This window comes from Streptomyces sp. NBC_00659 (assembly GCF_036226925.1).
Taxonomy (GTDB): Bacteria; Actinomycetota; Actinomycetes; order Streptomycetales; family Streptomycetaceae; genus Streptomyces.
The window spans coordinates 6,545,705-6,565,393 of the sequence record NZ_CP109031.1 but is presented as its reverse complement, the minus strand read 5'-3'; the positions used below and the strand labels follow the sequence as shown (position 1 = coordinate 6,565,393).

Sequence of the window (19,689 nt, the reverse complement as noted above, 5' to 3'; positions counted from 1 at the left end):
GAATCCCGCGGGGAGGTCAGCCGCCCGGGCGCACCGTCAGATCGTTGACCTCGGCGTCCCGGGGCAGGTCGAGCGCCATCAGGATCGTCGTCGCCACCGACTCGGGGTCGATCCACTTCGAGGCGTCGTACTCCTTGCCCTCCTGCTGGTGGACCTTGGCCTGCATGGGGCTCGCGGTGCGGCCGGGGTAGACGGAGGTCACCCGGACCCCGGCCGCATGCTCCTCGTGGCGCAGGGAGTCGGCGAGGGCCTTCAGGCCGTGCTTGGAAGCGGCGTAGGCGGACCAGTCGGCGTGGGCGTTCAGACCGGCGCCGGAGTTCACGAAGAGCACGTGGCCCTGGGCCAGGCGGAGCTGGGGCAGGAAGTGGCGGGTCAGCTCGGCGGGGGCGATCAGGTTGACGTTGAGCTGATGGCGCCAGGACTTCGGGGTCAGTTCGCCGACCGGACCGAGGTCGACCACGCCCGCGATGTGCAGCAGCGAGTCGACCTGGCCGGGGAGCGACTGGTGGGAGAACGCCCAGGAGAGCTTGTCGGGGTCCGCCAGGTCGCCCACCAGGGTCTTCGCCCCGGGGAACGCGGCGGTCAGTTCCTTGGCGCGGCCGGCGTCGCGCGCGTGGAGCACGAGTTCGTCCCCGCGCGTGTGCAGACGGCGGGCGACGGCCGCGCCGATTCCGGAACCGGCCCCGGTGATCACATGTGTAGCCATGGGCGCCATGCTCGCATCACCGGGCGCCGGTCTCGAACCGCCTGCCCGGCACCCCGGCGGGCGCCTGTCGCGCCTCAGCGGGTGCCGACGCTCTCCTCCAGGTAGGCCAGTGCCCCCACCGGCTCCTCGGCGAAGAACACCAGGTCGGTGAGCGGGCGCGGCAGGAAACCCTCGGTGTCCATCCGCCGGAACTGCTCCTTGAGGCCGTCGTAGAAGCCGGCCGTGTTGAGCAGGACCACCGGCTTCTCGGTCTTCCCGTGCTTCTTCAGCTCCAGGATCTCGGTCGCTTCGTCGAGCGTGCCGGTGCCGCCCACCATGACGACCACCGCGTCGGCCTTCGCCAGCAGCAGCGCCTTGCGCTCGGCCAGGTCACGAGCGACGACCATCTCGTCGGCTCCCGGGCGGGCCTTGGCGGCCAGGAAGTCCACGGAGACGCCCACCAGTCGTCCGCCCGCCTCCTGCACGCCGTCGGCGACCACCTTCATCAGCCCGACGTCGGAGCCGCCCCACACCAGCGTGTGGCCGCCCTTGCCGAGGAGTTCGGCGAACTCCCGGGCGGGGCGCGTGTAGCGGTCGTCGAGGTCGGCGGCGGAGAGGAAGACACAGATGTTCATGACTTCACCGTACGCGGGAAGGATTCGGGGCCCGCGAGCGCTTTCCCGGTATGGCTGAAGGACACACGATCACGATCGAGCAAGGCACGCGCCATGTCCGCGTCGTGCACGGCGACCAGGTCCTGGCGGAGAGCGACCGCCCCCTGGTGCTGCGCGAGACGGGCTGTCCGGTCCGCTACTACATCCCGCCCGAGGACGTCCGTCTGGAGCTGCTGACGCCCTCCGACACCCACACGTACTGCCCCTTCAAGGGCACCGCCTCCTACTGGTCGCGTCCCGGAGCGGCCGATCTCGTGTGGGCCTACCCCGATCCCAAGCCCGACGTCGCCGAGATCAGGGACCACCTCTGCTTCTACGAGGTTGACGTGTCCTGAGTTGCGTGTCCTGACTTCCGGGCGCGCGGGCGTGGTGACGCGATGAGTTCCCGCTCGCCCGGCAGTCTCTACAGGCATGGACAACAAGACGATCTCGCGCGACGGGACGCCCATCGCCTACGAACGCCACGGTGACGGCCCGACGGTCGTGCTGGTGGGTGGCGCCATGTGCACGGGCGCCACGCTCGCGCCCCTCGCGGAGGCCCTCTCGGACCGCTTCGGCGCCGTCACCTACGACCGGCGGGGCCGTGGCGGCAGCGGCGACACGGCGCCCTTCGCGGTGGCCCGGGAGATCGAGGACATCGCGGCGCTGATCGAGGCCTTCGGGGACAGCGCGGCGCTCTACGGCATCTCGTCGGGCGGCGCGCTGGCCCTGGAGGCGGCCGCGAGCGGGCTGCCCGTCCGCGAAGTCGCCGTCTACGAGACGCCGTTCGCCGTGGACGAGGTGGCGGCCAAGCAGCGGGCCGAGTACACCGGGCGGCTGACCGAGCTGCTCGGCCAGGGTCGTCGCGGTGACGCGGTCGAGCTGTTCCTGACCCTCGTGGGCACGCCCCCGGAGATGATCGCCGGAGTGCGCATGTCCCACGCCTGGCCCGGCATGGAAACCCTCGCTCCGACCCTGGCGTACGACGACGCCGCGATGGGCGGGGGCCGGGTGCCCCGCGAACGGCTGGCCGCGCTCTCCGTGCCGCTGCTGTCCGTCGCGGGCGACGCGAGCCCCGCGTGGATGCGCGAGGCGGCCCGGACCATCGCGGAGGCCGCGCCGAACGGGTCGTACCGCACTCTGGAGGGACAGACCCACATGGTGGATCCCCAGGCGCTCGCCCCGGTGCTGGCGGAGTTCTTCGGCACGGACGGTTAGCCGAGGGCACCATCGGGGTCTCTCCCCTGCGCGACCCGGTCGGCCCGGGGTCTCTCCCCTGCCCGACCCGGTCGGCCCGAGATCTCACCTGCCCGGCCCAAGGTCTCTCACCTGCCCGGCCGAGTCGGCCACGAGGGCTCTCCCGTACCGGCCGGGCCGGTCGGTCTAGACGTCAGCCGTCGCGCGCGTGGTCGTCGCGATCGTCGCCGACCCCACCACGCGGGTGCCGTCGTACAGGACGATCGCCTGGCCGGGGGCGACGCCCCGGACCGGCTCGGTGAAGGTGACCCGCAGCTCGCCGTCGACCAGGCCTGCGTTCACCTCGGTCTCGCCGCCGTGGGCGCGCAGCTGGGCGGTGTAGGTGCCGGGACCGACCGGGGCGGCGCCGCACCAGCGGGGCTTGATCGCGGTCAGGGCGGACACGTCCAGGGAGGCGGCCGGGCCGACCGTGACCGTGTTGTTCACCGGCGAGATGTCCAGGACGTAGCGCGGCTTGCCGTCGGCGGCCGGGGTGCCGATGCGCAGGCCCTTGCGCTGGCCGATCGTGAAGCCGTACGCGCCCTCGTGGGTACCGATCCTGGCGCCGGTCTCGTCGACGATGTCGCCCTCGGCCTTGCCGAGCCGGCCCGCGAGGAAGCCCTGGGTGTCGCCGTCGGCGATGAAGCAGATGTCGTGCGAGTCCGGCTTCTTGGCGACGGCCAGGCCCCGGCGCTCGGCCTCGGCGCGGATCTCGTCCTTGGTGGTGACCGTGTCGCCGAGCGGGAACAGCGCGTGGGCGAGCTGCCGGTCGTCCAGGACGCCGAGGACGTACGACTGGTCCTTGGCCATGTCGGAGGCCCGGTGCAGCTCGCGCGTGCCGTCCTCGCGGACGATCACCTGCGCGTAGTGGCCGGTGCAGACCGCGTCGAAGCCGAGCGCGAGCGCCTTGTCCAGCAGGGCGGCGAACTTGATCTTCTCGTTGCAGCGCAGGCACGGGTTCGGGGTGCGGCCGGCCTCGTACTCGGCGATGAAGTCCTCGACAACGTCCTCGCGGAAGCGCTCGGCGAGGTCCCAGACGTAGAACGGGATGCCGATGACGTCGGCGGCGCGGCGGGCGTCGCGCGAGTCCTCGATGGTGCAGCAGCCGCGCGCGCCGGTCCTGAACGATTGCGGGTTCGCCGAGAGGGCGAGGTGCACACCCGTCACGTCGTGCCCGGCCTCGGCGGCACGGGCGGCGGCTACGGCGGAGTCCACTCCGCCCGACATGGCGGCAAGGACGCGGAGGGGGCGCTGCGAGGTGTCAGTCATAACCCCTCCAGAGTACGGGGCCGCGGGAACCGGAACCCGCGAGTATCCGTTGAAGATCGCATGGGGGCGAAAAAGGAGAAGCCGGCAAAGCCGCGGAGCGGTGGGGCAGCGGCGGGAGCCAAGGACGGCGACCGGCCGGCCGGACGCCGTGTGCTGCTCATCGGTGGTCTGGCGGCGGCCGTGAGCGCGGCCGGGCTCGCCCGCGAGGAGCTGTCGCACCTGTGGTGGCGGCTGCCGGGCGTGGAGAAGGCACGCGTCGCGGGGGCGGTGGACTTCCGGGGCGCGCAGTGGGTGGCGGCTTCGGCGGCGAACTGGCGGCGGGCCGACCGTCCCGACGACTACGGGATAGACCGGGTGGTCATCCACGTCACCCAGGGCAGCTTCACGAGCGCGGTGCGGGCCTTCCAGGACCCGAAGCACGAGGCGGCCGCTCACTACGTCGTCCGCAGGGACGGTCAGGTCACGCAGATGATCCGCGAGCTGGACGTGGCGTTCCACGCGGGCAACCGCGCCTACAACGAACGCAGCGTCGGCATCGAGCACGAGGGTTTCGTCGACCGCCCCTCGTCGTTCACGGACGCGATGTACGAGGCCTCGGCGCGGCTGACGGCGAGGATATGCGGGCGGTACGGCATCCCCGTGGACCGCGAGCACATCATCGGACACATCGAGGTCCCGGGCACGGACCACACGGATCCCGGGCGGTACTGGGACTGGGACCGGTACATACGGCTCGTACGGCGGGCCCGGTCGGCAGCGGCCTGACGAGAAATCCCGTCTGACGAGGACTCCCGGGAATCCTGTCTGCCGAGGATCCCCCGGCGCCTCACCGGGGGGACGTCAGGTCAGACCCGCCATGCGCGCCCGCTCCACCGCCGGGCCGATGACCCGCGCCACCGCCGCGACGTCCGCCCGTGTGGAGGTGTGGCCGAGGGAGAAGCGCAGGGTGCCCCGGGCGAGGTCCGGGTCGGTGCCGGTGGCGAGGACGACGTGGCTCGGCTGGGCCACGCCCGCCGTGCACGCCGAGCCGGTGGAGCACTCGATGCCCTGTGCGTCGAGCAGCAGGAGCAGCGAATCGCCCTCGCAGCCGGGGAACGTGAAGTGCGCGTTGGCGGGCAGCCGGCCCCCGGGTTCCGGGTCACCGCCGAGGATCGCGTCGGGCACGGCCTTGACGACGGCGTCGGCCAGGTCGTCGCGCAGGGCGCCGATCTCGCGGGCGAACCACTCCTGCCGTTCGGCGGCCAGCCGCCCGGCGACCGCGAAGGACACGGTGGCGGGGACGTCGAGGGTGCCGGAACGCACATGGCGCTCCTGACCGCCCCCGTGCAGCACGGGCACGGGGCTGTACTCGCGGCCGAGAAGCAGCGCGCCGATCCCGTAGGGACCGCCGATCTTGTGGCCGGACACCGTCATCGCGGCGAGGCCGGAGGCCGCGAAGTCGACCGGGACCTGACCGAAGGCCTGGACCGCGTCGGCGTGCAGTGGGACATCGAACTCGGCTGCGACGTCCGCCAGTTCGCGGACCGGCATGATGGTGCCGATCTCGTTGTTGGCCCACATGACCGTGGCGAGGGCGACGTCCGCGGGGTTGCGGGCGATGGCCTCGCGCAGGGCGTCGGGATGGACGCGGCCGTAGGCGTCGACGGGCAGGTACTCGACCGTGGCGCCCTCGTGCTCACCGAGCCAGTGGACCGCGTCGAGGACGGCATGGTGCTCGACGGGGCTCGCGAGAACACGGGTACGGGCCGGGTCGGCGTCTCTGCGGGACCAGTACAGGCCCTTTACCGCGAGGTTGTCGGCCTCGGTGCCGCCTGAGGTGAGGACCACCTCGCTGGGGCGGGCGCCAAGGGCGTCCGCCAGGGTTTCACGGGCCTCCTCGACGGCCCGCCGCGCGGTGCGGCCGGCGGCGTGGAGGGAGGAGGCGTTGCCCGTGACGCCCAGTCGGGCGGTCAGAGCCTCTGCTGCCTCGGGCAGCATGGGGGTGGTCGCGGCGTGGTCGAGGTAAGCCATGGTGGGCTCGATTCTACGGGCCCGTTCCCTCTACTCCCCTGCCCCCGGCGGCATGACGGCCCGCCCCGGCTCGCGCGCGGCCCGGCGGTGCGCTCCGCGGCGCCGCGCCCGGGCCCTCGCACGGCGGCCCGGCGCCGCTCGCCGCGGGCCGTGACCTCGGCCCCGGTCGTCGCGGCGGCCTCAGAAGCTCCAGGACACCGTGTTGTCGACCTGCATGAAGGCGACCAGGACCACCAGGTCGGCGATGCCCAGGCCGAGGCCGAGGAAGGCGCGGCCCCGGCGGGCCGTGCCGCGCCAGAGGGCGACGGAGGCGAGGACGATGGCGACGGGGCCCAGGAAGATGTTCAGCACGAGCAGGCCGAGCAGGCCGAGGACGAAGGAGGCCACGGCCATGCCGTCGGCGTCCTTGACGCCGGTCCGGCGCGTGGCGCGGACGGTCTCGGTGGCGTCGGCGGTGCGGACGGCTTCGGCGGTGCGGGGCGTCGCGGTGGTGCGGGGTGAGCGGGTCGTGCCGGTGGTGCGCGCGGTGAGTTCCATGACGTGAGTCAGCTCCCAACGGTCAGTTGGTGAAGGTGTGGGACCAACGGCCGGTCGGCAAAGGTGCGGGACCAACGGTCAGTTGGCGGAGGGGTGACGCCGGCGGGCCCCGCGCTCGCGCAGCGCGAAGACGATCAGCCAGACGCCGATGACGGCCGCGGCGACGAGGGTGAAGGACAGCGGCGCGTGCGCCACGGAGCCCATCACGACGCCGAGCAGCAAAAGTGCGGCGACGAGGAACAGCATGAGATGCCTCTCGAAGAAGTCTCGAAGTCCGGTCCTGGAACCTCCGGGACCTCAACGGTGAGGGCCCGATGTTTCCGGGACTTGACAGCTCAGTGAACGGTTGTAGTAACAGTTGTTCACTGACTCTGGAGTCTAGCGTGCTCCACGGCTTTAAAATTCCGGAGAACAGTTGTTAACTGCATGGCATGAGTCACACTCTCGGCATCCGCCAGGCGCAGAAGCAGAAAACCCGACAGGCGCTGCTGGACGCCGCGTTGGGGCTTCTGGAGGATCAGAGCCTGAGCAGCCTGGGACTGCGGGAGGTCACCCGCGCCGTCGGAGTCGCTCCGACCGCCTTCTACCGGCATTTCCGCTCGACGGCGGATCTCGGTGCGGCGCTGGTCGAGGAGGCGCTCGGCAGCCTGCACCCGATGATCGAGGACATCGTGTCGACGGCCGGCGACGGCGACGAACGCATCGCGCGCGCCGTGGAACTGATCGCCCACCACGTCGCGACGCACCCGGCGCACGTCCGCTTCATCGCGCGCGAGCGGCACGGCGGTGTCCAGCCGGTGCGGGACGCGATCAGCGAGCAACTGGCCCGGTTCGCCGAGGAGGTCAGGGACGCGCTGGCCGAGCACCCCGAGTCGGCGGGGTGGAACGACGACGATCTGCTGATGCTGGCGGGCCTGTACGTCGACCACATGCTGATGGCGGCCTCGGCGTTCCTGGAGGCGCTGGACGGCTCCCCGGCGGAACGCGAACGGGTGGCCAGGACGGCGAGCCGTCAGATGCGGCTGATCAGCATCGGCCGCCGCCACTGGCTCGGCTGATCGGCATCGGCCGCCGCACCGGCTCGGCTGATCAGCCCCGCCGCGGGGCCAGGACAGCGGCGCAGACCGGCGGCGCGCCCGTTCCCCGGACGCGCCGCACCGCCACTCGCCCTCGGCCCCGCGGGCCGCGCCGTACCGGCGTGACACCGCCTCCGTACGACAGCGGGTCCTCCCCCGTCTCAGCCCTGAGCGGCCGACTGCCCCTGCCCCTGCCCCGTCTGGCCGCCGCCGGGACCGCCGCCGCAGCCGCCCTGACCGCCGCCCGCGCCACCGCCGGGGCCACCGCTCGGCATGCCCGAGGGGAATCCGGAGGGGGCGTTCCCGGTGGGCATGCCCGAAGGGGCACCGGACCGCGAGGGCATGCCCGAGGGCGCACCGCTGGGGCGTCCGGAGGCTCCGCCCGGCATCCCGGACGGGCGCGTGCAGTTCTGCCCGCCGGAGGTCTTGCCGTCCGAGGACGACGAGTCACCGGAGCCGCAGGCCGCCAGCAGGGGCGAGAGCGCGAGGACGGCGACGAAGGGAACGAGTCGTGCACGACGGTTCATGGGGCAACTCCCGGTCAGGTCACGTAAGTCGGCCGACGAGGGCCGGACGAGCGGGAGACAGCGGACCAGATCCACGTAGGGCCGCGCTGTGCCGGAGCTGTGCCTTGCTGTGCGGCGCGGGCCCGGCGCCGGTGCTCAACCTCCCTCGTACACCGCGCCGATGGCGGCCGCCGTCTCCGCCAGCTCCTCGCGCGCCTCGGCCGGCGCGAGGACCTCCAGCGCGTCCCCGAAGGCCAGCAGCGTGCGGGTTTCGCGCACCGAGCCGAGGGCGAGGCGCGCGGTCACCCACTCACCGGCGCCGTCGTCCTCGGGCAGCTCCACGAGGGAGGCCACGTGGAGGCGTACGAACATGTCGAGGCGGGAGCGCCGTACCCGAACCGTGACGTCGACACCCCCCGGCCGCTCCTCGACCTGACGGCGCAGCACCTCCCAGGCATCGGCGAGTTCGACGCCCGGACGGCGCCGCACCGGGTCCGGCAGCAGGGTGGCCGAGCGGACCCGGTCGGCGCGGAACAGCCGCGGAGCTCCGCGCCGGTCGGCGACCAGGTACCAGACACCGGCCTTGGAGACGAGGCCGTACGGGTCGACGGTGCAGGTGCGCGGTTCGGCGTCCCCGCCGTGGCGGTAGCGCAGCCGCAACCGGCGGTCGGAGAAGACGGCGTCCTGCAGCACGTCCAGATCAACCGCCCGCCGGGGTCCGCCCCTCCAGCGTGTGGCGTCGACGAGGATCCGCCGGCTGGTGACCTCGGCGGCGGGTCTGAAGGGCGCTGGCAGCGCGGCCATCACCTTGCGCAGGGCCGAGCCGAGCGCCGCGTCGAGGCCGAGGGCGGCGTGCGCGCCCTGCGCGGCCAGGATGAACAGCGAGCGGGACTCGTCCGCGGTCAGTCCCGTGACGTCCGTACGGAATCCGGCGAGCAGCTCGATACCGCCGTGCCGCCCGCGTTCGGCGTAGACCGGGACGCCCGAGGCGGACAGGGCCTCGACGTCCCGGTAGATGGTGCGCACCGACACCTCCAGCCGTTCGGCGAGTTCGTGCGCCGGGACGCGTCCGCGCGTCTGGAGCAGCAGCAGGATCGAGAGCAGGCGGTCGGACTTCACGCGCCCAGGATCGCGCCCGCCACGGGCCGTCCACAAATGCTGACGGAAACTGTCAGGTTATGCGTCGAGGGTGAGGGCACACCGAGACACGGAAGAGGTAGTCATGAACGCCATGGATCCCCGCCCCCTGTACGCCCGCGCCGCCGCTCAGATCGCGTCGCTGATCGCGACCGTCCGGCCGGAACAGCTCGGCGGTGTCACTCCGTGCGCCGAGTTCGACGTACGGCTGCTGCTGTCGCACATGGTCGGCGGCACCCGGCGGATCGCCGTGATCGGGGCGGGCGGCGACGGGCTCGCGGTGCGGCCGTTCGCCGACGGGGTGCCGGACGACGGCTGGAGCGCCGCGTACGAGGAGGCCAGGGCTCAGGTCCGCGCCGGATGGGCGGACGACGCGCGGCTGGAGGCGCCGGTGCGGGTGCCGTGGGGTGAGGCGACCGGACGGATCGCCCTCGCCGGGTACGTCATGGAGGCCGTCACTCACACCTGGGACCTCTCGGAGGCGCTGGGCCGGCCGCTCGAACTCGATCCGGAACTGGCCGAGTTCGCACTCACGATCGCGGCCCGGGTGCTGCCCGACGAGGGACGCGAGGACCCCGAGCTGCCCTTCGGCGCGGTGGCGCCGGTTCCCGAGGGTGCCGACGCGTACGGGCGGCTGGCGGCCTGGATGGGCCGCCGCCCGCTGGTGACCGCCTGACGTCGGCTGCCCGACGGTGACCGCCCGCTGGTGGCCGGCTCCCGTTGCCGACCGCCTGACGGTGGTCGCCTGACGGTGCGGAGCACCGCACCACGGGCGGGAAGGGGCACCGGGGCGGGCAGGGGGTCTCAGAAGCCGTGAGAGCGCCGCAGGCGATCCTGCGCCGCGCTCACGGCTTCGGGGCCGGGGGCCGGGGGCCGGAGCCCCGGCCGTCCGGGGCGGGCCGGAAGCGGCCGTGGCGGTCAGGCGAGGCGGGCGCGGGCGAGTTGGCGGGACTGGGCGACCAGGCGGTCCTCACTGTCCCAGACCTCCGCGTCCTCCTCCAGGAAGCCCCCGGCGAGGTTGCGGGTGGTGATCGACACCCGCAGCGGGCCGGGTGCCGGGCGGGACCGCACGTGCGCGGTCAGCTCGACGGTCGGCACCCAGCCGGACAGGCCGATCTCGAAGGCCGTCGGCGGCAGCGCGTCGACCGCGAGGAGCAGCGAGAGCGGGTCGGCGTCCCGGCCGTCGGCGAGTCCGAACCACGCCCGCATCTCGCCCTTCCCGGACGGAGCGCCGAGCGCCCAACCGAGGGTCGCGGGGTCGAGCTTGAGGAACAGCCGGTCGGTGATCGCCGAGCTGCCGGGGATGGGGGCGGGCGCGTCCTGCGGGCCGAAGCACTGGTCCATGGGCGGGATCGCGGGCGGCAGCGCGGTCGTGCGGACGTCGTCGGGCAGGGAGTCGAGATCGCCGTACGAGGCGAGCACGCGGATGCGCTCGATCTCGCGGCCCTCGTCGTCGTACTGGAAGAGGGAGGCCTGTCCGGTCGACAGCGTCCGGCCGGTGCGTACGACGTCCGTGCGGATGACCGCGGGGCCCGGCTGGGACGCGGTCAGATAGTGCGCGGAGACCGTGAACGGGTCGGAGTGCGGGAGGGCGTCGGCGAGCGCCCGGCCGAGGACGGCCAGCAGATAGCCGCCGTTGACGGCGTTGATGATCGTCCACCCGGCGGAGAGGTCGACGTCGTAGACGCCGGCCCCGCGCGGGGTGACGGCGGTGTCCCGGTCGAACTCGCTGTCGCCGATCGTGGCCCGTGCGGCCTGTACCGAAGCTGCTTCTGGCATACATGAACGGTACAACAGGAAATTACTAAGCGGTAGCTTTCACCCATTCGGAGGCGCGGACGCCTTTGCAACTTCCCTCATCATCCGACCGTTCAGGTGAGGATTCGGCAATTTCCTGTCAAGTGTCCGTAATCATGCGTAACCAATCGGTCCGAGTTCTCCTCTGATGGGACATGAGCCTCACCGGGACATCATTCCTCCTGACCTCTTTCGTGCTGTGCGCCGTCGCCCTTCTGCTGCCCCTGGTCCTGTGGTCCCGGGTGCCAGGACCGGCGCCGGTGCGCGCCGCGGCCCGGCTCCTGATGCTGCTGTTCGTCCAGGGGACGGCGATCAGTCTGGTGTTCGTCCTCGTGAACAACGCCAACAACCTCTACGACGACTGGGCCGACCTCCTCGGCACCGGCAACCACGTGCAGCAGGCCGCCGACCTCGGCGAGGACGGCACCGGAGGGATCTCGCTGAAGAACCTGCCCCCGGTGCGGCAGACATTCCGGCAGGCCCGCGGGCCGCATATGCGACAGGCCGGCGGGGTGCGCGTCACCGACCTGAGGGGACGGATCTCGGGGGTGAACGCCGAGGTCTACGTCTGGCTGCCGCCGCAGTACGACGAACCCGCCTACCGGCACCGCGCGTTCCCCGTCGTGGAGCTGCTGCCGGGATATCCGGGCTCCGCCAAGGCGTGGTTCGGCTCCCTGAGGGTGCACGAGCAGCTGCGGCCGATGATGCTCGACGGCCGGGTCGCGCCCTTCATCCTGGTCGCGCCGCGCACCAACCTGCTGGCCCGCGCGGACACCGGCTGCGCGAACATCCCCGGAACGGTGAACGCGGAGAGCTGGCTCAGCATCGACGTACCGCTGATGGTCATGGACAACTTCCGCGCCGAGCCCGCCCCGGACGGCTGGGCCACGGCCGGATACTCGGCCGGGGCGCACTGCGCCACCAAGCTGGCCGTCGCCCACCCCGACCGCTACCGGGCCGCGGTGAGCATGTCCGGCTACAACGACCCCCGGGGCGAACGCAGTTCACTCGCCGGGCGGACCCTCGACCTGCGTCGGCGGAACAATCCCCGTCTGCTGCTGCGCGCCGCCCCTGTCCATCCCCGGATCGCCCTCTACTTCTCCGGCGAGTCGGGTGACGGATACCAGGCGGGCACCGCGATCCAGGCGATCGCGAAGCCGCCGACGAGCGTGGACGTGGTGCTGCTGCCGCGCAGCGCGGGCGGCCACGACATGGGACTGTGGCGGCCGCAGCTCCCGGAGGTGTTCCGCTGGCTGACCGAGCGGTTCGACTCCGGCGGGGTCGGCACGGCAGGGACTCCGGGGACGGAAGAGACGGAAGGCACAAAGGGCACGGAGGGCGGGACGGGCGGTCCCGGAGACGCCGGCGGAGCGGTCGGCGCCGACCGGATCAGGGGCTCTCGTCCTCACGAACCGTCGAGCGGCGGTTCCACGCACGCGGAGCCCGCCAGTGGAACCGCATCGCGAACAGGCGCAGCACGAAGGCCGTGACGACGGCGAGACCGCTGGTGAACGGGGTGAGCGCGTCGAAGCGGATGCAGAGCACGACCATCGTGGCGCCGACCATCGCCGGGACCGCGTAGAGGTCACGGTCCCAGCGCAGCAGGGAGGGGACCTCGTTGGCGAGGACGTCCCGCAGCACGCCGCCGCCCACGGCCGTCGCGAGGCCGAGGGCGGCGGAGGCGGTCAGGCCGAGCCCGTAGTCGTACGCCTTCACGGTGCCGGTGACACAGAACAGTCCGAGCCCGGCCGCGTCGAAGACGTTCACGCCTGCCTGGATGCGTTCCACCTCTGGGTGCAGGAAGAACACGAGCAGGGCGGCGACGAGCGGTGTGGTGAAGTACCCCAGGTCGGTGAAGGCCGCCGGGGGTACGGCACCGATGATGATGTCGCGCAGCAGCCCTCCGCCCAGCGCGGTGATCTCCGCGAGGACGGCCATCCCGAAGACGTCGAAGTTCTTGCGGACGGCCAGCAGGGAGCCGGAGATCGCGAAGACGAAGATGCCGATCAGGTCGAGCGTGTGCTGGACGGAGGGGTTGAACAGATGCTGGAACACCCCCATATTCTCGCCTGTCGCGGGGTGTGCGCCTTACGAAGGAAGGCCTAGACGGCGGGCTTGCCTAGGAAGGCCTAGACGGCGGGCTTGCCTGTGGTGAACAGCCAGGTCTGGAAGAGATCGTCGAGCTCCTGCCCGGAGATCCGCTCCGCGAGGGCGATGAAGTCGGCGGTACCGGCGTTGCCGTACCGGTGCAGCTTCGTCCACGCGGGCAGCAGCTTGAAGAAGGCGGTGTCGCCGATGCGCTCGCGCAGCATCTGGAGCGTCATCGCGCCCCGCTGGTAGACCGCCGAGGCGAACATCGTGTCCCGCTGCGGGTCGCCGACCGTGGTCTGCCAGAAGGCGGAGTCCGCGGGCCGCTGGTTGTACCCGGCGACGAACGAGTCGTGCGCCGAGCGGACGCCCCTGTGCTCGGTCCACAGCCACTGGGAGTAGGTCGCGAAGCCCTCGTTGAGCCAGATGTCCTTCCAGTGCGCCACCGAGACGGAGTCGCCGAACCACTGGTGGGCCAGCTCGTGCACGATGGTCGACTCCGAGCGCACCGCCGAGTACGCGGGCTTCGACTGGACCTCCAGCGAGAATCCCGCCTCGGGCATGTCGTCGACGATGGCGCCGGTCTCCTCGAAGGGGTACGGGCCGAACACCTGCGACCAGTAGTCGGTGGCCTCGGCGGTGAGTGCGTACACGTCGACGCTGTTGCTGTTGGCGAGCACCGGGTCGATGGCGACGTAGATCGGTGTCCCGGCCGGGGTCGTGCCGGTCCTCACGTCGAACTTCCCGATGGTCGCCGTCGCGAGATAGGTGGCCATGGGGCGGCTCTCGCGCCAGTGCGTGACCGTGACGGCGCCCTTGTCGCGGGTCGACACCAGGCGTCCGTTGGACACCCCCGTCAGGCCCTTGGGGGCCGTGATGCGGATGTCGTAGGTCGCCTTGTCGGACGGGTGGTCGCTGGAGGGGAACCAGGTGGAGGCGGCGTTGGGCTCGCAGGCGACGAACACGCCGTCCGTGGTCTTCATCCACCCGTAGTCGGAGCCGAACACGATCGGGCCGCTGAGCGGTTCGGGGACTCCGCCGTAGGTGACGGTCACCGTGAAGTTCTTGCCCTTGGGCAGCGTGCCGCGCGGGGTGATGCGGATCTCGTCGCCCTCTCGCGTGAAGCGGGCGCGTCTGCCGTTCACCTCGACCTTCGTGACGTCCAGCTTCTGGAGGTCCAGGTCGAAGGCGGAGAGGTTCTGGGTGGCGCGGGCGGTGAGGGTCGTACGGCCGTCGAGGCGGTCGGTGCCGGGGTCGTACGCCACGTCGAGGGCGTAGTGGCGGGCGTCGAAGCCGCCGTTGCCGAGCTGAGGGAAGTACGTGTCGCCGATGCCGTCCGCGCCGGGGGTGGGGGCGGAGGAGGCGGCGACGAGAAGTAAGGAGGCGATCGCGGTCGCGAGTGCCCCTGAACGTGCCGAACGGGAGAGTGCCATCAACGTCCCTTTCGTACGTGTGCCGATCGTTTCCGATCAGACGGACACGCAGGACTCTGCACTCTCCCGTTCAGGCATGTTCATGACTTTGCCAAGTCGTCACGGCCTACTTGTCGGTTGACTCCTGACGATCGGCTTCCGCAACGGCGGAGTCCGACGCGGAGCCGGCCTCCTCACCGGTGGCGGCGAGCTCGGCCGGAGCCTCGCCCGGCACCTCGGCGGATTCCACGCCCGACACCAGCTCGACGGCCTCGCGGGCGCCCGAGAGCAGGACGACGTCCTGCGGAGCCTGGTCCGCGGCGTTCTCCGGGTGGTGGCAGGCGACGCGCTGACCGGGCTTCAGCTCGATGAGCAGCGGCTCGGTCGTCTTGCAGACCTGCGTGGCCTTCCAGCACCGGGTGTGGAACCGGCAGCCGCTCGGCGGGTTGAGCGGCGAGGGAACGTCACCCTTGAGCAGGATGCGCTCGCTCTTCGTGCCCCGGCGGTTCGGGTCCGGCACCGGCACGGCCGACATGAGCGCCTTGGTGTACGGGTGCATCGGCGACTCGTACAGCGAGGTACGGTCGGCGAGCTCGACCATCTTGCCGAGGTACATCACAGCGATCCGGTCCGACACGTGCCGGACGACCGAGAGGTCGTGCGCGATGATCACGTACGTCAGGCCCAGCTCCTGCTGGAGGTCGTCCATGAGGTTGACGACCTGGGCCTGGATCGACACGTCCAGCGCGGAGACCGGCTCGTCGGCCACCACGAGCTTCGGCTTCAGCGCGAGCGCGCGGGCGATGCCGATGCGCTGACGCTGACCGCCGGAGAACTCGTGCGGGTAGCGGTTGTAGTGCTCGGGGCTGAGGCCGACGAGCTCCAGCAGCCCCTGGACCTCCTTCTTGACCCCGCCCTGCGGCTCGACGCCCTGGAGCCGGAAGGGCGCCGAGACGATCGAACCGATGGTGTGGCGGGGGTTGAGGGAGCCGTACGGATCCTGGAAGATCATCTGGATGTCGCGGCGCAGCGGGCGCATCTTCCCGGCACTGAGCCGCGTGATGTCCCTGCCCTCGAAGTGGATCGAGCCGCCGGTCGGGTCCTGGAGGCGGGTGATGACCCGGCCCATGGTCGACTTGCCGCAGCCCGACTCGCCGACGACGCCCAGGGTCTCGCCCTTGCGCACCTCGAAGTCGATGCCGTCGACCGCCTTCACCGCCGCGACCTGGCGCTGAAGGATGCCCTTCCTGACCGGGAAGTGCTTGGTCAGGCCCTCGACCCGGAGCAGCACCTCGCGGTTCTCGGGAGCCGACGCCTGGCGCGGGACCGAGGCCCGTGCGTCCGTCTTATTCGTCTCACTCACAGCTTCGGCGCAATCTCTTCGGTCCAGATCCGCGTACGGTCCTCGGTCGAGAGGTGGCAGGCGGACCAGTGTCCGCCGTCGGCCAGCTCGAGCTCGGGACGCACCGTACGGGTGACGTTCCCCTTGGGGAGGTCCGCGTACGGGCAGCGCGGGTTGAAGGCGCAGCCCGAAGGGACGTTGATGAGGCTCGGCGGAGAGCCCTTGACCGGGATGAGCCGTTCCGAGGTCTCGCGGTCGATGCGGGGCATCGAACCGAGCAGACCCCAGGTGTAGGGGTGCTGCGGCTTCTCGAAGACCTCGGCCAGCGGACCGCGCTCCACGCACCGGCCGCCGTACATCACGAGGACGTCGTCGGCGATCTCGGCGACCACACCCAGGTCGTGGGTGATCATGATGACCGCGGAGCCGAACTCCTTCTGCAGGTCCCGGATGAGGTCGAGGATCTGCGCCTGGACGGTCACGTCGAGAGCGGTGGTCGGCTCGTCCGCGATGAGCAGCTCGGGGTTGTTCACCAGAGCCATGGCGATCATGGCGCGCTGGCGCATACCGCCGGAGAACTCGTGCGGGTAGCCGTCCACGCGCTTGCCCGGCTCGGGGATGCCGACCCGGTCCAGCATCTCGATCGCCCGCTTGCGGGCGACCTTCTTGCTGACCTTGTGGTGCACCCGGTACGCCTCGACGATCTGGTCGCCGATCGTGTAGTACGGGTGCATCGCGGACAGCGGGTCCTGGAAGATCATCGCCATCTCGCGGCCGCGGAGCTTGCGCACCTCGTCCGGGGCGGCGGAGACGAGTTCCTTGCCGTCCAGCCAGATCTCACCGGACATCTGCACGTTCTTGCCGCTGGTGCCGAGCCGGTGCAGACCCATGATGGCCTGCGAGGTGACCGACTTGCCGGAACCGGACTCACCGACGATGGCGAGGGTGCGGCCCTTCTCCAGCGAGAAGGTCAGCCCGTCGACGGACTTGACCAGACCGTCGTCGGTCGGGAAGTGCACCTTGAGGTCACGGACCCGGAGGAAGGCTTCGGACGCCGTGCCGGCGGAGGTGGGCGCGCCCACCGGGGCACCGGTCTTGGAGAGTTCGGTCACGAGAGCCTCACTCGCGGGTCGGCAGCGGCGTAGAGCACGTCCACCAGGAGATTTGCGATCACTACGAAGAAGGCGGCGAGCAGGGTCACGCCAAGGATCTTGGGCAGGTCGTTGTCGGTGATGCCCTGCACCGCGTACTGCCCGATGCCGGGCAGCGAGAAGACGCTCTCGGTGATGACGGCGCCGCCGAGCAGCAGACCGATGTCCATGCCGAAGACGGTGATGATCGGCGTGAGGGCGGCCCGCAGACCGTGCCGGACGACGACCGTGCGCTCACCCAGGCCCTTGGCGCGGGCCGTGCGGATGAAGTCCTCGTTCATCGTCTCCAGCATGCCCGAGCGGGTGAGCCGCGCGTAGATGGCGGAGTAGAGCAGGGCCAGTGAGCACCATGCCGGGAAGAGGGTGTTGGCCCACTGCGAGGGGTTCTCGGTGAGCGGGACGTAGTCGCTTCCGAAGATGGGCCACTTGAAGTGGAAGAGCAGGAGCGCCAGGTTGCCCGTGAAGAACATGGGCAGCGAGACACCGGCGAGCGCGATGCCCATGAAGGTGCGGTCGAAGATCGAGCGCGGCTTCAGTGCCGAGATGACACCGGCCGCCACACCCGAGATCAGCCACAGTACGGCGGCACCCGCGGCCAGCGAGAGGGTGATCGGAAGGCGAGAGGTGAGCTCCGGCCACACTGCCTGGTGGGTCTTGAAGGAGTAACCGAAGCAGGGTGTGTCGCAGTGCACCGTGGTGGGGCCGAGGTCGTAGTTGGCGCCGACCACGATCCCCTTGATGAAGTGCCAGTACTGGACGTAGACGGGCTGGTCCAGACCGAGGTTGTGCTTGACAGCGGCAATGTCCGCCGGTGACGGGCTCTTGCCGATGTACTGCTGCGCCATCTGGTCCGCTGTCTGGCCGGCAAGCCGCGGCAGCAGGAAGAAGATGGCGAAGGTGACCGCGGAGACGACCAGCAGCAGGATCACTGCCGCGAACGTCCGGCGGAGGATGTACGAGATCACGGGGATCGGCGCTGGTGCCCGCGGACCTTGCGGCCCGCGGGCACCAATGCCTTCACCTGCCTTCCGGGGCTGCTACTTCGACGCGACGCCGATGTTGAGGTAGTCGTACTGACCGCTGAAGGCCGCCGTGGAAACCAGGTTGGTGTAGGTCGTCGGGCGGGCCAGCAGGACCTTGAAGTAGGTCAGCGGGACGAGGACTGCGTCGTCCATGGTCTTCTTGTCGATCTGCGTGTAGAGGCTGTTGCGCTCGGCCATGTCCTGCGTGCCGATCGCCTTCGCCAGCAGAGCGTTGACGTCCTTGTTGTCGTACTGCGACAGGTTGGTGTTACCGGACTGGCCGATGGCGCTGCCGTTCAGGATCTGCTGCAGGAAGCCGTAGCCGGAGGGCCAGTCGGCACCCCACTGCATCATCTCCAGGCCGATGTTCTCCTTCTTGGTGAACTTCGGCACACCCGCGTAGTCGGTGAAGTACTTACCGGACGGGTACTGCTTGAGGGTGGCCGTGATGCCGACCTTCTTCAGCGAGTTGATGATCGCCGTGGCGGCGTCGATCTCCTGCTGACGGTCCGAACGGGCCGAGATGTTGGTGGTGATCGCGTCCTTGCCGCAGGCCTTCAGCTGCTCCTTGGCCTTGGCGACGTCACCCTTGTTGCCGGCCGAGGCGTAGGCGTCGGACTTCTCGTAGCCCGGGATGTCCGGGGGCAGGACCGTGGTGGCGACGTCGCCGCGGATCGGGCCGCCCTCGGCGGTCTGCACCGAGACCTTGTCGATCGCGTACTGCACGGCCTTGCGGCACTCGACCTTGTCGAACGGCGCCACGGTGGTGTTGATCGCCATGTAGACGAGACGGCCACCGTAGGTGTTGTCCGTGTTGGCCTTCTTCGAGGCGTCGGTGAGCACCTGCGCCTGGGTCGCGGCCTGGACACCCGTACCGGCGAGGTCGATCGCGGTACCCGCGAGGACGTCCTTGTCGATCGTCTCCGGGTTGACCTTCAGCTTGACGACGATCTTGTCCGGCAGCTGCTTGCGCAGCGGGTCCGTCTTCGCGTCCCACTTGTCGTTGCGGACGAGGACGGCCTGCTTGCCGTCCTCGTAGCTCTCGAACTTGTACGAGCCCGAGGACACGATCTTCTTGACGTAGTCGACGCCGGTGTCCTTCGCCTGCGGCACCGGGGCCGTCTGCGGGGACGCGACCAGGTAGTCGAACTCCTGGAAGGCCTGCTTCAGGTGGAAGACGATGGTGGTGTCGTCCGGCGTCTCGATGGAGGACAGGCCCTTGGCGCTCTTGTCCTTGTAGGGGCCCTTGTACTTGTCGCCGCCGACCATGAACTGCTGGAAGTAGTTCGGGCCGAGGGAGAGCACGTCACGCGCGAAGTTGGAGCGCTCGACGGCGTACTTGACGTCCTTCGAGGTGATCGGCGTGCCGTCCTCGTAGGTCATGCCCGTACGCAGCTTGTACGTCCAGACCTTGCCGCCGTCGCTCGGAACACCCTTGCCGGCCGCGAGGTCCGGGACGAGGGTGTTGCCCTTCTGGCCGGCGTCGGGCTGGAAGGTCATCAGCGGGCGGGCCCACAGACGGCTCAGGTTGTACATGTACGCGTAGTACGTGTTGCCCGGGTCGAACGAGTCCGGGACGTCGGACAGCTCGTAGGTGAGCGTCCCGCCCTTCTTGTCCGACGCGTTCACGACGCCCTTGGTCGCGGCATCGGCGCCAGCCGACTTCGTGCCGTTGTCGTTCTTGTTGTCATCGGCCTTGCTGCAACCCGTAAGGAACAGGCTGGCGGTGCCGATGGCCGCAATCGCGGCCAGCGCTGACCTTCGCATG

At 70.6% G+C, this 19,689-nt stretch carries 21 protein-coding genes; 6 read left to right on the top strand and 15 right to left on the bottom strand.

What is annotated here, in order from left to right; translation table 11 throughout:
• Nucleotides 1-16: 16 nt before the first annotated feature.
• The gene (locus tag OG410_RS28810) at nucleotides 17-715 is read right to left on the bottom strand and encodes an SDR family oxidoreductase (RefSeq protein WP_329301776.1); all 699 of its coding nucleotides are present in this window, start codon (nucleotides 713-715) and stop codon (nucleotides 17-19) included.
• A gap of 65 nt (nucleotides 716-780) precedes the next feature.
• Entirely contained in the window at nucleotides 781-1,320 is a 540-nt protein-coding gene (locus OG410_RS28805) for a TIGR00730 family Rossman fold protein (protein WP_329301775.1), read from the bottom strand.
• Between the two features lie 50 nt (nucleotides 1,321-1,370).
• Between OG410_RS28805 and OG410_RS28800 the strand changes: the two genes are divergently transcribed.
• Nucleotides 1,371-1,694 carry a DUF427 domain-containing protein gene (locus OG410_RS28800; RefSeq protein ID WP_329301774.1) on the top strand — a complete coding sequence of 108 codons (324 nt, stop codon included), beginning with the start codon at nucleotides 1,371-1,373 and terminating at the stop codon, nucleotides 1,692-1,694.
• Nucleotides 1,695-1,770: 76 nt separating this feature from the next.
• Nucleotides 1,771-2,556 (top strand): alpha/beta fold hydrolase, encoded by a 786-nt coding sequence (locus OG410_RS28795; RefSeq protein WP_329301773.1) that lies wholly within the window; start codon nucleotides 1,771-1,773, stop codon nucleotides 2,554-2,556.
• 165 nt (nucleotides 2,557-2,721) lie between these two features.
• Here the strand turns inward: OG410_RS28795 and mnmA are convergent, their stop codons facing one another.
• Nucleotides 2,722-3,843 carry a tRNA 2-thiouridine(34) synthase MnmA gene (gene mnmA, locus OG410_RS28790; RefSeq protein WP_329301772.1) on the bottom strand — a complete coding sequence of 374 codons (1,122 nt, stop codon included), beginning with the start codon at nucleotides 3,841-3,843 and terminating at the stop codon, nucleotides 2,722-2,724.
• A gap of 60 nt (nucleotides 3,844-3,903) precedes the next feature.
• Here mnmA and OG410_RS28785 point away from each other — a divergent pair, with 60 nt between their 5' ends.
• Nucleotides 3,904-4,608, top strand: coding sequence for an N-acetylmuramoyl-L-alanine amidase (locus OG410_RS28785; RefSeq protein ID WP_329301771.1), 705 nt, complete (start codon nucleotides 3,904-3,906; stop codon nucleotides 4,606-4,608).
• A gap of 75 nt (nucleotides 4,609-4,683) precedes the next feature.
• On the opposite strand, the gene OG410_RS28780 is transcribed toward OG410_RS28785, so the two are convergent.
• The 3 genes from OG410_RS28780 to OG410_RS28770 form a co-directional block, all read right to left on the bottom strand.
• Nucleotides 4,684-5,853, bottom strand: a complete 1,170-nt coding sequence (locus tag OG410_RS28780; protein WP_329301770.1) for a cysteine desulfurase family protein — start codon at nucleotides 5,851-5,853, stop codon at nucleotides 4,684-4,686.
• Between the two features lie 180 nt (nucleotides 5,854-6,033).
• Entirely contained in the window at nucleotides 6,034-6,246 is a 213-nt protein-coding gene (locus OG410_RS28775; RefSeq protein ID WP_329304283.1) for a DUF4190 domain-containing protein, read from the bottom strand.
• Between the two features lie 222 nt (nucleotides 6,247-6,468).
• Nucleotides 6,469-6,636 carry a hypothetical protein gene (locus OG410_RS28770; protein WP_326785385.1) on the bottom strand — a complete coding sequence of 56 codons (168 nt, stop codon included), beginning with the start codon at nucleotides 6,634-6,636 and terminating at the stop codon, nucleotides 6,469-6,471.
• 185 nt (nucleotides 6,637-6,821) lie between these two features.
• Here OG410_RS28770 and OG410_RS28765 point away from each other — a divergent pair, with 185 nt between their 5' ends.
• Entirely contained in the window at nucleotides 6,822-7,448 is a 627-nt protein-coding gene (locus tag OG410_RS28765; protein WP_328447865.1) for a TetR family transcriptional regulator, read from the top strand.
• 179 nt (nucleotides 7,449-7,627) lie between these two features.
• On the opposite strand, the gene OG410_RS28760 is transcribed toward OG410_RS28765, so the two are convergent.
• Together OG410_RS28760 and OG410_RS28755 are read right to left on the bottom strand one after the other, a co-directional pair.
• Nucleotides 7,628-7,993 (bottom strand): hypothetical protein, encoded by a 366-nt coding sequence (locus OG410_RS28760; protein WP_329301769.1) that lies wholly within the window; start codon nucleotides 7,991-7,993, stop codon nucleotides 7,628-7,630.
• Nucleotides 7,994-8,128: 135 nt separating this feature from the next.
• On the bottom strand, nucleotides 8,129-9,091 hold the full coding sequence (locus tag OG410_RS28755) for a helix-turn-helix transcriptional regulator (RefSeq protein ID WP_329301768.1): 963 nt from the start codon (nucleotides 9,089-9,091) through the stop codon (nucleotides 8,129-8,131).
• A 103-nt stretch (nucleotides 9,092-9,194) separates the two neighbouring features.
• Between OG410_RS28755 and OG410_RS28750 the strand changes: the two genes are divergently transcribed.
• Nucleotides 9,195-9,785 (top strand): TIGR03086 family metal-binding protein, encoded by a 591-nt coding sequence (locus OG410_RS28750; protein ID WP_329301767.1) that lies wholly within the window; start codon nucleotides 9,195-9,197, stop codon nucleotides 9,783-9,785.
• A gap of 242 nt (nucleotides 9,786-10,027) precedes the next feature.
• Here OG410_RS28750 and OG410_RS28745 read toward each other — a convergent pair whose 3' ends face one another.
• Nucleotides 10,028-10,888 (bottom strand): thioesterase family protein, encoded by an 861-nt coding sequence (locus OG410_RS28745; protein WP_326785390.1) that lies wholly within the window; start codon nucleotides 10,886-10,888, stop codon nucleotides 10,028-10,030.
• Between the two features lie 173 nt (nucleotides 10,889-11,061).
• Between OG410_RS28745 and OG410_RS28740 the strand changes: the two genes are divergently transcribed.
• Nucleotides 11,062-12,396, top strand: coding sequence for an alpha/beta hydrolase (locus tag OG410_RS28740; protein ID WP_329301766.1), 1,335 nt, complete (start codon nucleotides 11,062-11,064; stop codon nucleotides 12,394-12,396).
• Here the strand turns inward: OG410_RS28740 and OG410_RS28735 are convergent.
• The 6 genes from OG410_RS28735 to OG410_RS28710 form a co-directional block, all read right to left on the bottom strand.
• Nucleotides 12,296-12,961, bottom strand: coding sequence for a trimeric intracellular cation channel family protein (locus tag OG410_RS28735; protein ID WP_329301765.1), 666 nt, complete (start codon nucleotides 12,959-12,961; stop codon nucleotides 12,296-12,298). The two genes, OG410_RS28740 and OG410_RS28735, sit on opposite strands and share 101 nt — an antisense overlap.
• Before the next feature lie 74 nt (nucleotides 12,962-13,035).
• A complete protein-coding gene (locus tag OG410_RS28730) occupies nucleotides 13,036-14,427 on the bottom strand; it encodes a M1 family metallopeptidase (RefSeq protein WP_329301764.1) in 1,392 nt (463 codons plus the stop codon).
• Between the two features lie 106 nt (nucleotides 14,428-14,533).
• Nucleotides 14,534-15,769, bottom strand: coding sequence for an ABC transporter ATP-binding protein (locus OG410_RS28725; protein WP_329301763.1), 1,236 nt, complete (start codon nucleotides 15,767-15,769; stop codon nucleotides 14,534-14,536).
• Complete coding sequence (locus OG410_RS28720) at nucleotides 15,766-16,860, bottom strand: ABC transporter ATP-binding protein (protein ID WP_329301762.1); 1,095 nt, start codon at nucleotides 16,858-16,860, stop codon at nucleotides 15,766-15,768. Before OG410_RS28720 ends, OG410_RS28725 begins: the two co-directional genes overlap by 4 nt.
• Nucleotides 16,857-17,864 (bottom strand): ABC transporter permease, encoded by a 1,008-nt coding sequence (locus OG410_RS28715; RefSeq protein WP_329301761.1) that lies wholly within the window; start codon nucleotides 17,862-17,864, stop codon nucleotides 16,857-16,859. Before OG410_RS28715 ends, OG410_RS28720 begins: the two co-directional genes overlap by 4 nt.
• Before the next feature lie 72 nt (nucleotides 17,865-17,936).
• Entirely contained in the window at nucleotides 17,937-19,688 is a 1,752-nt protein-coding gene (locus OG410_RS28710) for an ABC transporter substrate-binding protein (protein WP_443063806.1), read from the bottom strand.
• Nucleotide 19,689: the final 1 nt, after the last annotated feature.